The sequence below is a fragment of the Paenibacillus sp. FSL A5-0031 genome, assembly GCF_001956295.1.
In the GTDB taxonomy this organism is placed as follows: Bacteria; Bacillota; Bacilli; order Paenibacillales; family Paenibacillaceae; genus Pristimantibacillus.
On the sequence record NZ_MRTD01000017.1, the window covers coordinates 59838 to 74198 of the forward strand.

11 protein-coding genes and 1 pseudogene are annotated in these 14361 nt (G+C 44.9%); 10 read left to right on the forward strand and 2 right to left on the reverse strand.

The genetic code is table 11. The features are described 5' to 3' along the window. Positions 1 to 21 precede the first annotated feature (21 nt). From BK120_RS25670 to BK120_RS25700, 7 genes are all read left to right on the forward strand, one after another. Positions 22 to 2829: a beta-galactosidase gene (locus BK120_RS25670; protein WP_076270354.1), complete on the forward strand. Its 2808-nt coding sequence runs from the start codon at positions 22 to 24 to the stop codon at positions 2827 to 2829. A 72-nt stretch (positions 2830 to 2901) separates the two neighbouring features. Further along, positions 2902 to 3822, forward strand: coding sequence for an ABC transporter permease (locus BK120_RS25675; RefSeq protein WP_076270425.1), 921 nt, complete (start codon positions 2902 to 2904; stop codon positions 3820 to 3822). 12 nt (positions 3823 to 3834) lie between these two features. Further along, entirely contained in the window at positions 3835 to 4746 is a 912-nt protein-coding gene (locus BK120_RS25680) for a carbohydrate ABC transporter permease (protein ID WP_076270355.1), read from the forward strand. Between the two features lie 75 nt (positions 4747 to 4821). Continuing rightward, positions 4822 to 6438 (forward strand): ABC transporter substrate-binding protein, encoded by a 1617-nt coding sequence (locus BK120_RS25685; RefSeq protein ID WP_076270356.1) that lies wholly within the window; start codon positions 4822 to 4824, stop codon positions 6436 to 6438. 229 nt (positions 6439 to 6667) lie between these two features. Then, positions 6668 to 7429, forward strand: coding sequence for a sugar phosphate isomerase/epimerase family protein (locus BK120_RS25690; protein WP_076270357.1), 762 nt, complete (start codon positions 6668 to 6670; stop codon positions 7427 to 7429). Positions 7430 to 7465: 36 nt separating this feature from the next. Continuing rightward, positions 7466 to 8104, forward strand: a complete 639-nt coding sequence (locus BK120_RS25695; protein WP_076270358.1) for a ThuA domain-containing protein — start codon at positions 7466 to 7468, stop codon at positions 8102 to 8104. A 52-nt stretch (positions 8105 to 8156) separates the two neighbouring features. Beyond that, entirely contained in the window at positions 8157 to 9146 is a 990-nt protein-coding gene (locus BK120_RS25700; protein WP_076270359.1) for a Gfo/Idh/MocA family protein, read from the forward strand. An 87-nt stretch (positions 9147 to 9233) separates the two neighbouring features. On the opposite strand, the gene BK120_RS25705 is transcribed toward BK120_RS25700, so the two are convergent. Next, the gene (locus BK120_RS25705; RefSeq protein ID WP_076270360.1) at positions 9234 to 9860 is read right to left on the reverse strand and encodes an SGNH/GDSL hydrolase family protein; all 627 of its coding nucleotides are present in this window, start codon (positions 9858 to 9860) and stop codon (positions 9234 to 9236) included. 410 nt (positions 9861 to 10270) lie between these two features. On the opposite strand from BK120_RS25705, the gene BK120_RS25710 reads away from it, so the two are divergent. The 3 genes and pseudogenes from BK120_RS25710 to BK120_RS25720 all read left to right on the forward strand — a co-directional run bounded on the left by BK120_RS25710 (position 10271) and on the right by BK120_RS25720 (position 13449). Further along, the gene (locus tag BK120_RS25710) at positions 10271 to 10465 is read left to right on the forward strand and encodes a hypothetical protein (protein ID WP_076270361.1); all 195 of its coding nucleotides are present in this window, start codon (positions 10271 to 10273) and stop codon (positions 10463 to 10465) included. Between the two features lie 176 nt (positions 10466 to 10641). Next, positions 10642 to 10717 (forward strand): annotated as a pseudogene (locus BK120_RS36480) (DUF3934 family protein); the annotation flags it as partial. A gap of 365 nt (positions 10718 to 11082) precedes the next feature. After that, on the forward strand, positions 11083 to 13449 hold the full coding sequence (locus BK120_RS25720) for an EAL domain-containing protein (protein ID WP_076270363.1): 2367 nt from the start codon (positions 11083 to 11085) through the stop codon (positions 13447 to 13449). Between the two features lie 63 nt (positions 13450 to 13512). Here the strand turns inward: BK120_RS25720 and BK120_RS25725 are convergent, their stop codons facing one another. Then, on the reverse strand, positions 13513 to 14157 hold the full coding sequence (locus BK120_RS25725) for a GntR family transcriptional regulator (protein WP_076270364.1): 645 nt from the start codon (positions 14155 to 14157) through the stop codon (positions 13513 to 13515). Positions 14158 to 14361: the final 204 nt, after the last annotated feature.

The window sequence follows — 14361 nt, forward strand, 5'->3', positions numbered from 1 at the left end:
TAATTCGTTGGAGGTTTTGACATGGTCATGGACATTGGAGCGAAAGCAGCCGTGCGATTTGATGCGGATGCCGTGAAGATTCAGGAAACCCCTCATATTTTGCTATGTGCTTCGCTGTTTTACTTCCGTATTCCAAGCGCGCTTTGGAAGGAGAGGATGGAGCAGTTGAAGGCATTTGGGTATAACAGCATCGATGTGTATTTTCCATGGAACTATCATGAAACAGCTGAAGGAGAATGGGATTTCAGCGGAGAGCGTGACATTGCCGCATTCCTGACAACGGCTGCCGAAGTAGGGCTATACGTCGTCGCAAGACCTGGCCCCTACATTTGCTCGGAGTGGGATGGCGGAGCGCTTCCGGCTTATCTGCTTACGAAGGGACTGAAGCTTCGCGATAACGATGCTGAGTTCCTTGTCCATGTTTCCAAATGGTTTGATCACATCCTGCCTTTGCTAAAGCAGAACCAAGCAGGTGAGGGCGGAACAGTAATCGGTGTTCAACTGGATAATGAGCTCGATTTCTATGATTGTCATGACCCCAAAGGATATATTAGTGCACTGCGCGATATGGTGCTTAATCACGGAATAACCGTGCCGCTGTTCGCTTGTGCCGGTCAGGGCGGCTTGCTGCAAGCATCGGGACTCGCAGAGGATGTGGTGCCGACCTGTAATTTCTATCCGGATAATCGAGAGGCCGAATTTGAAGACAAGGTGCTTCACTACAGTGGAACCTTAGCTAAATTAGGTTATCCGCTGCTCGTAACGGAGACGAACCGGGCACATTACCTCCTACGTAGATTGCTCTCCTGCGGCGCCAAGCTGCTCGGTCCGTATTTGCAGGTATCGGGAACGGATTTTGGCTTCACGAATGCGACGAACAACTGGGGCAAGCCGTTAGCGTTTATGACGTCTGATTATGATTTTGGCGGCATGATTTCTCCAGAAGGGCATATTCGCGAGGAAGCGTATGAGGGCAGGCTGCTTGGACGGATGATTGCAGCTTACGGTACTCCGCTCGCTGAGGCTGCAAGCCAAGGCTTAAGCACGGATTGGAAGCTGATTGGACAAAGCGATAGAGTCGTTGGCCCATATGCCCTGCAGTTAAAGGGCGGCGGAAATCTCCTATTTGTTACGAATTTAGATGATCAAGATAAAGAACTAGCCATCGTGATGGAGAATGATACGAATACAAAAGCTGCGAGCAGCTTTAAGCTCAAATCGGGCAGGTCACTGGCGCTGCCTTCACAAGTTCCTCTACAGCATTGGGGTGCCGAAGGATTACTAGAGAGCTCGACAGCGGAGCTATATATGGCAAAAACAAATGATACAGGTGCAAGTCTTGCATTTCATACAGAAGGTTATGGCGAAATTGTATTGCTGCTAGATGCAGCGCCGGTGGATATGAAAACTCTGAATGCAACTGTGGAAACGATAGAGGGAGGCAAGGTTAGAATCGCCTTTGAAGGTAAAGAAGATAGCGTCTGTTCGATTATTACCTCGGATGGGCATACGTTGAAGCTATTTATTACCGACAGAATGAAAGCGCTTTATTCTAAAAGGGTAAACGATGCTGATGACACCATTAACCATGGCAAGCCGCTCCATTACTCGGATCGCACTGAAATGGCAGCTGCTGAGTGGCGCCTAAATCATTTTGATGCGGCATCACCTATGAATAAAAAGGATAAGAGAGGCCCATCCGCTTCAAGAAAAGCAGATTACTTAGAACAGCATGAAATTTACCGAGGGTATGCTTGGTATGAAGCGACGGTTCGACTGCCTGAAGACAAAGCGGTAAAAGGTATTCTCATTCGCTCAGGCAGTGATGTTGTGTCGCTGTATGCGGGAGGAGAATACGCAGGAACGGCAGTGGCTGGCGGAGGCAGTTCTTATCTTCATTTAAGCAATGGCCTACAAGAAGGAAAGCTGCTTGCCAGAGTGGAGATATGGGGTCATTCGAACTTTGACGATGCTAGGCTTCCCGGGCTTCGATTGCATGCGATGAAAGGGATTAAAGGACTGTCAGCCATTAAAGAGGTTAGAGACCTTAGCCGTAACTGGAGTGTTTACCGGGCTGCAGATCGGATTTTGCGCAAGGAGCTGATCGAGTCGCCCGATTGCAGCATGTGGCCGATCGTTAACTTTGGCGGCTGGATGTCTCCTGATCATCCGGCTTTCGAATATTACCGAAAAACATTCCGTGCATCGGAATCGGCGGACTCGTGGACGCTGCATTTCCAAGGCATTCAATCGCTTGCTCGGCTCTTTGTAAACGGAAAGGAAATAGGCGAGGTACATCCGTTTGATCCATACTTTAATATCTCTGAGCATGTGACGGCAGGGCAATTCGTAGAGCTTACTATATTCGTTGAGAGAGTGCTCGGTTTACCATCTGGGCAGGTTTACTTGTATGAAGGCCAAGAGGCGGACAACTTTGCAGTTTATGCGGCAGAGGAGGAAGAGCTTCTGGAGCATGCGGAAAGCTTGCGGTCGCAAAGCGGAACAACCGAATTCCCCATCTCATTGGAGCCAGGAGAAACGGCATGGCTGTATGCGACTACCGTGAATTCGGAAGCAGGCAAAGGCTGGAGAGCGAAGGTTTCCGGCACTAGCCTTAAAATGACAGTGTTTCTGGAAGGAAGGATCGTTGGACGACTATGGCTGCCAAGCCAAGCGAGCAGGCCTGTCATGTCAGGCGGAAGCCCGGATTCCTTTTACTTGCCGGGAGCTTGGTATGAGGGAGGAGAAGGAAGCTTAACGATACTGCTGGAAGCGGTTGATCAAGAGAAGCAAGGGCGTTTGGAATCAATTCAATTCATATCCGTCTAGCAATGACGACAAGGGGGAAGAAGGATGGAAACGACCATAGTCGAGCGGGCTCCCCAAAGGAAGCAGAAGCGAATGAGCAGCGGCAAGCTTAGACGATTTTGGAACAACAAAACGTTATTAATCATGTGTTTGCCGGCCATCGCTTTCTTTCTTATATTCGCTTACTTGCCGATGCCCGGCTTGTATCTAGCTTTTATTAACTACAATTACTCCGATGGCATCTTCAAAAGCCCGTTTGTTGCATTTGACAACTTTCGCTTTCTCGTCATGAATGGTGATCTATGGCGGCTCTCATTTAATACGGTAGCTTACAATTTGGTATTTATCGTGCTGGGAAATGTCATGCAAATTTTTGTAGCTATTCTACTGAATGAGATTCGGCGCAAATGGTTCAAGAAGATCACGCAAACGCTTATGTTTTTACCTCACTTTATATCTGCCGTTCTAATCGGGCTTATCGCCTACAACATCTTGAGCTATGACTACGGCTTATTGAACAGCTTGCTGGAATCGTTAGGCATGGAGCCTGTCAAAACCTATTCTGATCCGAAAATATGGCCGTTTATCATCGTACTCACCTACCTATGGCAGTCCACTGGATACGGCTCGATTATTTATTTTGCAGCCATCATGGGGCTGGACAATGAAATTATCGAGGCATCCGAGATTGACGGCGCCAACGCCTTCCAACGCATTATTTACATCGTGCTTCCTTGGTTAAAGCCAACCTTCATCATCTTGATGCTGTTCTCGCTCGGCGGCATTCTTAAAGGCAACTTCGGTTTGTTTTTCAACTTAGTAGGCGCAAACAACACAGCCCTATATCCAACAACGGATATTATCGAGACTTACGTATTCCGTGCCCTGATGACAAACTTCAACTTCTCACTTGGCAGCGCAGTAAGCTTATATCAATCCTTGTTCGGTTTTGTAGTCGTCTTAACAGCCAACTGGCTTGTGAAGAAGGCTTCGCCTGAAAACTCGTTATTTTAGGAGGTGTCACATATGGAAAATAGGGATGAATCACGCAGCATTCGGACAGACATAAGTGGCATCATCGTCAAAGGTTTTGGTTATCTTTTCATTACATGTTTTTCGATATGCTGTTTGTTGCCCTTCTTGCTCGTGCTTGGCACCTCACTGACAGCAGAAGGCACGATTAAAAAGTACGGCTTCAACTTGTGGCCGCGCGATTTTAGCACCTTTGCCTACAAAATCGTGTTCGAAAACCCCGATCTCATTATTGGCTCTTACCTTGTCACGATGGGAATCACCATTGTTGGAACGGTCTTTGGTCTCTTTCTCGTGGCGATGACGGGTTATGCGCTTCAGCGCCCTGACTTCGGCTATCGAAATGGCATTTCGTTTTTCATTTATTTCACGACGCTGTTCTCCGGCGGCCTTGTGCCCTTTTACTTGCTGATGACGCAATATTTGACGCTGAAGGACAATTATCTTGCTATTCTTCTTCCGGGACTGCTCAGTCCATTTCTCATCATCATGATGAAAAGCTTTGTTCGTTCAATCCCGCATGCCATTACCGAATCAGCGAAGATCGATGGAGCAGGCGACTTTACCATTTTTCTAAAGCTGATTTTGCCGATGACTACGCCGGCGTTAGCAACCATCGGGCTGTTTATCGCCCTTGGCTACTGGAATGAGTGGTACAACTCGATGCTGTTCCTTTCGGCGGATATGAAGTACAGGCCGCTTCAGCTGTTTTTGTACAATGTCGTAACCAGCGCTGACTTTATCCGCAATTCGTCCGCTGCATCAAATGTGCAGCTTCGTGATATGCCGCTGGAATCGATGAAGATGGCTACCGCGGTGGTTGCGACGGGTCCTGTCATTTTGTTCTACCCATTCGTGCAACGGTATTTCATTAAGGGAATTACAGTAGGTGCTGTAAAAGGCTGATGTGCCGCAGGCCTGCAAAGGTCTCTTCACATAAAGGGCGAAGCCCGAATCATGAAAACAAAGGGGAGAAGTGAGATGTCGAACGTCAAGAAGATTTCCGCTCTGCTAATCGCTGTAATGATGATCATCAGCCTTGCGGCCTGTTCCGGCAGCAACGGAGATAAAAAGGAAAACGGCAATAAAGGGAGTACAAACACGGAAAGCGGCAATAAGGGGAGCACGAACACGGAAGATGGCAATAAAGCAGCTGATACGTCCAAATTCGTAAAAATCAGCTATGTCGTACTTGGCGATAAGCCGAAAAACGGTCAGTTCGAGAAGGTACTGACTGAGGTTAATAAACTGATGAAGGAAAAAATCAACGCCGAGCTGGAGTGGAAATGGGTCGAGTGGGCAGATTGGCAGACGAAATACAATCTGCTGCTGGCATCCGGCGAAGCGGTGGATTTGATTACGATTGGTACGGACTGGCTTGATACATGGGGCAATGCACAGCGTGGTGCGTTTATGAATTTGAATGATTTATTGCCGCAATATGCGCCGCAAACCTGGAATTCAATTCCTGAAGAGGACTGGTCGGAGAGCAAATATAAAGGAAATATCGTTTTGATTCCAGAAAATGATTACACACAGTGGGTTAACCATGGCTTCTTCTATCGTGGAGATTGGGCGAAGGAAGCGGGCATAACGGATCCAATTAAAGATTGGGAAGGCATTGGCAAATACCTGCAATATATTAAAGATAACAAAGAAGGCGTTATTCCTTGGGATGCTGTTGCAGCAACAAGCACATTTGGCGGGTATGCTGCGTCCTACACGGACCAATTAGAGCTACCAATTTCAACTGGATATTTGCCAGTGTACACGACCAAATCATTTGAAGAGAAATATACGGTAGTCAGCCCTGTATTCGAAGACACATTCCTTAATTTCGCAACGTTAATGAAGGAATGGGCAGATAAAGGTTACTGGCGCGAGGATGTGCTGAACAACAAAAACGACAACCGCTCCGCACTGCGCGCTGGATTGTCGGGACTAGATCAGCATCATACACAAACGTTTGGCGGGCTGCGCGTTAATATGGATAAGGATCAACCAGGTTCTGAGCTGCAAATGTTCCCATTTGCTCGAACAGGCGGCAATAACTTGACGGAGCTCTCCATCACGCACGGAGGAACATCGCTTGGAGCGCACAGCAAAAACCCTGAGCGCGCTCTAATGGCTTATGATTTAATTCGCAATGACGAGCAAATTTATCATTTGATCAACTACGGTTTGGAAGGCGTTCAATACGAAGTGAAAGACGGCAAACGCCAGCAGCCAGCAGCCTACAACGAGGCTAAGGATTCCTTCTATTCGGATTTCTGGGGTGGACGTGTCGACAAATTCGAAATTCCGAGCGTAACAACTTGGGATCAGCTCGAAGAAACATTGTACGCGGAATATGACAAAATCAAAAAACCTTACCCTTACGGCCAATTTGTATTTGATAAAACGCCGGTAGAAGCTGAATTAACGGCGATTACACAGGTGTCGGGCGAGATGGGGCCTGCGATTACGTATGGTAAAGCAGGGGATCCAGCTCAAGCCGTAGAACAATTCCGCAGCAAGCTGAAAACAGCTGGCTACGACAAGGTGCTTGCAGAATTGCAGCGTCAAATGGATGCTTACAAGAAGCTGATCGAAGGTTAATGAATAGATAAATTGCTAAGCGCAATAGGGGTTTCCAAGCACGAAAGTGCGGGGCTCCTGTTGCGCTTTTTTCAACACCTGTAAGAGAAAAGCGTCCTTTTGGTCAATTATAATCAATTGGCAGGGTATGCTTGGTTAACCTCAGTAAAGTAGCGCTTTCATTAATAATGCTACAATGAATCTATAACCATGTAAGCTAACCCAAATCTATGATAAAGGCGGCGAAGAAATGAACTTATCAAATATTGCAGTACAGTTGTACACGTTGCGTGACTATTGCCAGAATGAAGCGGATTTGGAGCAGACGCTGCGCAAGGTAAGAGAAATCGGTTATGAAGCGGTTCAAGTATCGGGAATAGGCCCTATTGCTCCAGAAAGAGTGAAGCAATTAGCAGATGCCGAAGGGCTTCGTATTTGTGCAACGCATGTAAGTCTTGATTCTATGGTCAATGACTTTGACAATACCGTGCAAATGCATAAGCTGTGGAACTGTAAGTATGTTGGGTTAGGCTCTATTCCGGATGAATACCGCACTAACGGGGAGGGCTATTCCACCTTTGCGAAGCAAGCGACAGAAATTGGAAGAAAGCTGAAGGAGCATGACTTGCAGTTTATTTACCATAATCATCAGTTTGAGTACCAGAAGTTTGCAGGCAGAACAGGAATGGATATTTTGCAGCAAGAAAGCGACCCGGCTGCAGTTGGATTCGAGCTCGACACCTATTGGGTACATGTTGGCGGAGTAAACCCGGTGGATGCGATTCATCAGGTTAAAGGCCGTATGGGTGTTGTTCATCTCAAAGATTTGGAAATCGTTGACTATAAGCAAGTGTTCGCTGAAATTGGCGAAGGTAACTTGAATTTTAAAGCGATTATTGAAGCATGCAGAGAGATTGGAGTAGAGTGGTATGTAGTCGAGCAGGATGTATGCAGACGTGATCCGTTTGAGAGCTTGGCTATTAGTTTTAACAATTTAAAACAATTTCTATAGGAGTAATGCTAATATAGAAGCGAGAGGATGATAGAGATGAAAATCGGCATTATTTGCGACGATTATTGGCACCCGGGCAAGCTGATCAAGGAAGGCTTGGAGCCGCTCGGCAAGCAAGGTTTTCAGCTCGATTATACCCAGCATGCATCAGAATGGTCGCGCGCGTGGATGGATCAGCAGGATGTGGTTGTGCTTGCCAAGTCGAACCAAGTGTCGGCAACAGACACAACGCCTTGGCTCACTGAGGAGATTCAGCTGCAATTCCAGAGCTATGTCGAGCAAGGAAAAGGATTGCTGGTGTTGCATGCAGGAACGGTGGGCTATCGTGATGAGCCTGTTTTCTTTGAGCTTGTAGGCGGGGTATTCCAGCATCATCCGGCCGCTTGTTCCGTTACGATCGTTCATAAGGACGAAACGCCATGGGACAAGGCGCATGCACAGGACTTTACAGTACATGACGAGCATTATTTTATGGAGGTTATCGACGATCGCATTCAAGTGTTGATGACTTCGGAGTCAGAGCATGGCACGCAGCCAGCAGGCTGGATAAGGGAGCAAGGTAAAGGTAGAGTTTGCGTGCTTACACCAGGGCATCTCTTATCCGTGCTGCAGATGGAAGAGTATCAAGCAACGATAAAACAGGCTTTGAAATGGTGCGGTGGAAGCGACCGATAATAGGGAGCTAACAACAAATGTACATTTTTTATTCAGAGGAGTGAATAAGGATATGTCGGTACAAACAATGAAATGGGGCATCTTGGGTCCAGGCTGGATTTCCTCAAAGTTTGTTAAAGATTTAGCATTTGCAGAGGGCGCAGAGCTAGTCGCAGTTGGTGGCAGAAACCTAGAGAAAGCAGAGCGTTTTGCCAAAGAGTATAATATTCCACGCGCTTATGGCAGCATTGAAGAGCTGACGCAAGATTCCGAGATCGATATTGTTTATGTAGGAACGCTGCATCCCATCCATAAAGATAATGTGCTCGCCTTATTGCGTGCTGGCAAAGCTGTCATTTGCGAGAAGCCATTCACAATGAATGCTGCGGAAGCAAGAGAAATCATAACATTAGCCAGAGAGAAACGAGTATTTCTTATGGAAGCGATGTGGACACGGTTTTTACCGCCAATTCTTAAGGTTATGGAATGGATTGCGGATGGTAAAATCGGAGAAGTGCGAATGCTTAAAGCTGACTTTGGCTTTGATATCGGCTGGGCGCCGGAAAGCCGTCTGCTTGATCCTGCGCTGGGCGGCGGGGCACTGCTGGATGCTGGTATTTACCCCGTTTCCTTCGCATCATTAATTTTCGGAGGGGCGCCATCCAAAATTATGAGCAGTGCTCGTCTTGGCGAGACGGGAGTAGACGAGCAGTTTTCATTGTTGTTTGAATATGAAGGTGGACGTACTGCATCGCTGAATGGAGCGGTACAGCTTGAAATGGTTAATGATGCTTATATTTATGGAACGAAGGGGCATATTCATGTGCCAAACTTCTTGTTCGGTAAATCAGCATATCTGCACCCGAAACAGGGTGCTGCAGAGTCGATCGAGGACGACCGTGAAGCAGAGGGTTATTCATTTGAAGCTGAGGAAGCGATGAATGCGCTCCGTGAGGGAAGGCTCGAAAGTTCAATCATTCCGCTGGATGAGACGCTAGCAATCATGGAGACGCTTGATACGATCAGGAAGCAGTGGGGTCTTCGTTATCCTGCTGATGAATAATTAGTAAAAAAAAGGAGTAGGCTGCGTATGCGCCTACTCCTTTCTTTATAAGTATCGCTGCCACTAAGCAGAAGCCTTCTAAATCGCTTATGCTTTGACCGCTTGAAGCCATGCTTCAGCAATGAGTGCGGCACCTGCAGGAGACGGGTGAACACCGTCGGGAGCCCAATAAGCCGGTCCTGTCTGCGTTGCAGCCTGTGCGAACAAACCATCAAGCGGAACATAAATGGCTTTAAATTCTCCAGCGAGTTCGCGGACAGCTTGAATTTTTGGATCAAGATCTTCACGCCATTGCTTCTGGCTATCATTTACTGGAAGCACGAATGGCTCGACTAGAACAAGCTTAGCGTTCAACTGCTCTTTTGCTCTGCTCAGCAAGCGGCGGTAAGTGGTATAGTATTCCTCCGTGCTAAGTGGATCATTATTGTCATAGCGGCGCCAAGTATCATTAATGCCCACATAAACAGACAACAGGCTTGGTTTCAAATTAAGGCAATCCACTTCCCATCTCCGCTCCAAATCAATGACACGGTCACCCGATATCCCGCGGTTCAGAAACGTAGCTTGTTTCTCAGGATATTTACTCGTAAACAAAGACGTTACAAGATTTGCATAACCCGATCCTAGATTTGCCCAGTCATTTCGGTTGCGGCCAGCATCCGTGATGCTGTCGCCTTGAAATAGAACAATTGCGTTTTGATCGATTAATGTCATTTTTTAGACCTCCAATGAGTTCAAATACTAGTCTTCATAAGATAAAACATGTCTTGAAGCGGGATAGCTGTGAGCGCTTTCTATTTGTCAGCAAATTCATAATACAAAGGATTCCATTCTCTGGTCAATAAGCAGCTGTTTTTTCTGCCATAAAATAAGAAACAATTATAACTGAAGTTTCTATTTAACTTTTCTGTTATTTCCTATTTAATAGTATAGAGAAGGATAAATAGATTGGGGCAGCATTTGTTAATGGTGTGTAAACATTTTTGGGAATATTCAGAAAACTTTAAAATATACTATAAACGATAAGAACAGAAACAGCTAGAATGATTTTATGTTTTTCCTCCTATTTTTTTCATAAAATCTTAATGTTCTTGCTCTATAATCGAATTAAGGGAGTGATGGGAATGATCTCTTCTTACTTCAATGAATGGCTGGATGAATATAATGATTATATGAGATTATACACGCTTTTTGGCGACGAGTATTACCTCGAACAAGCTGGTGAAGCGTTAGCTGCGCTAAAGGCTTTGGTCCTTAGAGCTGAGCGACATAAAAATATTCTTCGGAAAATCATGAGCGATAAGGTTCATGTTTATTAAGAATAACAAACGAAGAGCATAACGAAATTTAAAATTTAAAAGCCGTCATAAGAATCCAAGTGCAGGATTAATGGTATACTGATAAGTAATGATAACGAGGAACAAGATTCTGATAGATGCTTTAGCTGCATTTTATGAGGTTTAACTCGGCATAGAAGACATGATGGAGTGATAATATGAGTAGTACAAAGGGTAAAGGCGGAACCGGCAGAGGAACGGACAAAAAAGGCTGGAATCGCTGGCAAGCAGGGGAAAAAAAGAAGTTAGCGAAAAAGGTATTTGGCAAAAACCAAGGTGCTAAAGGCGCTGAAGGTGAAAAAGGTAAAACGGACGATAAAAATACGCCTAATGCTAAAAGCGCTAACATGACTAAAGGCAGTACCGTATTTAAAGGTGGAAGCGCGGCTAAGGGCAGAAAATAGAAATAACAAAGAGCAGCCCGCGCGGTGAGCCATGGCGCTCTTATGAAACGAAAGACGGTTAGACAGGGAAGCTCTCTGTTTAACCGTCTTTTTCTCGTTGTCCTGCCGATATTTAAGTTTTATAATGGTACTATTGCTTGGATAAAAATGTGAATTGTATTTTTTGAATAATGTTCAGCGAGGTGGCTTCATCATATGAGTGACTATCAATCCATAATGCTTCTGCTCTTCTTTATCTTTCCCGTCATGTATATGATTGACACCGCTTTAGTTATTATAAGACGAAACGCTAAGCATATTGAGAATCGTCTTGCCTTCCTTACCATTTGTTTGCTGGCGAGTATGATTTTTTTTCAATACCTCGAGCAGCTGTTATCTGCCGAGTATGCACTGAATATTTCTGCTTATATGGTTTACCCGGCTTCTATAGCCGCGGTAAGCATGAGCGTTTTGCTTCATCTTACGGCAACAAACAGTTATCATCGGCTTTCTCGATGGAGCACCATAGGCATAGCGTTTATACCATTTATAATGTATTTTCTGCTTCTAGCCATAAGAGGAAGAGAATATTTGCTTGAAGGGGTTCGGGTAGAAGGTTTTTGGAAGCAAATCGAAGTTGCTCCAGCTATGACTGTTATTTATGGTTTTTTGGTCATGTATTCATTGCTTAATGTAGCTATTTGTCTAATAGCCCATTATAAAGCGAATAACAGCGTTGATCGGAAACGATTTATGGTGCTGTTTAAAGCCAATCTATTTTACCAGCTGGCGACGATCGGGGTCTTAATTGTATATACTGCTTTCTCGCCTTATGTTTATATTTCAGATTCAGTCATTTTTTTGACAACTATAATATGGAGTATTTCACTTCGTGTCTATATGAAAAATGATTTCTTGCCTTCTACATCCAAAAAATATGAGCTGCTTTATCATTTTTCCCCAACCGCCATCATTATGATCGACAAAAATATGATCATGAAAGAAGTAAATCCTGGTGCGCTTCGTATACTTGGATTTGAGAAGGAAGAGGAGCTGGAAAATCGCTCTTTATCTGAATTCATCGTTATGAACGAACGCAAAGACATGGAGGAAGCCTTTGCTGCTTCCTTTCCGAAGGATGCATGGAGAAACCGTGAGCTGACCATAGTGAATCGAAAAGGCCAGAAACGTGCGATTTTGGCTGATACGGAAATGATGGCTGAGGGTAAGGACTGGTTTTTGTTAATGGTCATTCGGGATATTACGCAGCAGCAGGAAGAATCGCGTCTCATACATTTTTTGGCACATCACGATACATTGACTAAGCTGCCTAACCGCTATCATTTTAATCGAGAGCTGGAAGCTTCGTTGAAAGCTGTGAAATCATCAAAAGCGCTGCTCGGAGTCATGCTTATCGATTTGGATCGCTTTAAGCTGATAAACGATACGCTTGGACATCAGTTTGGTGATCAGGCTTTAATTGACGTTGCTCAGCGCCTGCGTCAAAATGTGGACCATCGGCATTTGCTGGCCCGCCTGGGCGGAGATGAATTTATTATTTTAATTAAAGAAGCGGAAGAATATGATGAGATCGTGTCGCTTGCCGAAAACATTCATCTAGCCTTTCAGCTGCCGATTACGCTTCAAGGGCAAGATTTTTACCTAGGCGGCAGCATTGGAATTAGTGTCCATCCATTTGATGATGACAGCTCTGATGGGCTTATCAAGAGGGCAGACATTGCCATGTATAATGCGAAACATAGCGGAGGCAATCAATATCGTTTGTATACGAATGAGATGATTGCTCTAGTACAGCGAGACGTCAAGCTGGAGAAGCATCTTCGCAAAGCACTTAAACGCAAGGAATTTGTTCTCCATTATCAGCCGCAGATTAATTTGGCAAGCGGACAGCTGATAGGGGCGGAGGCGCTTATTCGCTGGCAATCGGTTGAGCTTGGCATGGTGCACCCAGGAGAATTTATCACGCTGGCGGAGCAAACGGGATTAATTAATGAAATCGGACAATGGGTTATTGCGGAAGCTTGTCAGCAGGGTAAACTGTGGCAGGAGCAAGGCTGGAATGATTTTATGCTGTCGGTGAACGTTTCGTCGAGACAATTCATGCAGCCGGATTTCGTAAACAAGGTTCAGGAGATTTTGCGTAGCAGCGGCCTTGAGCCTGATCGGTTATGCTTGGAGATTACGGAGAGCATGGTCGTTAATAATTTAAATGTAGCTAGAAAGATGCTCGATGAGCTTGTTGCTTTAGGTATACATATTGCCATTGATGATTTTGGTACAGGTTATTCCTCATTAAGTGTGCTAAGGCAGCTGCCGATTGCTATTATCAAAATTGACCGCTCCTTTATTACTGATATGGATGCCTATCAAGGCGGCTTATCCATCGTGAAGACGATTGTGTCGATGGGGCATGACCTGCAGAAGCAGGTGGTTGCGGAGGGCGTAGAAACATTGGATCAATATGAACAGCTAAAGCAGCTTGGCTGCGACAAAGCGCAGGGCTATTACTATCATAAGCCGCTCCCATTGCTAGAGTTTAATAAACTATTAATCGCTAGGTGATAGGTTCGGAAGTACATAAACGAAGGCTGCCAGCTTTAAGCTGGCAGCCTTTTTTGTATGGCATTAGAGCATCTCGGTATCAATAATGCGCCAGTGATGCTTAAGCGTAGCTTCCAAGGCTTCTTTATCCTTCGCTTTGAACAAGTTAAGAATTTTTCGATGCTCCGCATTTACTTCCTTTAGCACATTTGCGAGCTTTGGTTTGTCTTCACTTGCATAGGATTGACGAATAAAGCTGTTTTTTAATGAATTCAACGTTTCAATTAATACAGGGTTGTCGCATTTTTTTATATAAATATCATGGAAGTTATATTGGTCCATATGATAATCGGAAAAATACAGCTTGCTAATATCAAGATCAATTTTGTCGACAAGCCTTTCCATTTCGGTGAAGTCAGGCTGCTGAAGCAAATCAATACACAAGGTAGCAGCGAGTGCATCCAACACTCCAATAATTCGGGAAAAATCGAGTTTTTTCTTGGAATCGAAGGCTTTGACCGTGAAGCCGCGTCTAGGTAAATAATCTAGGAGATTGTCGGAGGATAGTTGAAATAATGCTTCTCTGGTAGGCGTACGGCTTATATCTAGTTTTTTACAAATTTCAGCTTCATTAACTTTTTGATTCGGCAGTAATGTGCCATCTTGGATTTTTTGAGCGATATACTCGTAAACATGGTCTTTTAACGATTGGTATTTAGGTGATTGCATGTAGGTTCCCCTGTTCTAACTTACTTTAATGAGGTGAAGTTGTTTGCTGTTTAACTTTTATATGGGATAGAGAAATGTCTTAGGTAATTGAATATGCATTCGTACAGTAGATGATTTCACTATTTTATCATCTGATCCAGATATTAGACAAGCGTATGAATATGTCGAAAGGTGTCATAATAACTCACATAGAAATAACTATTT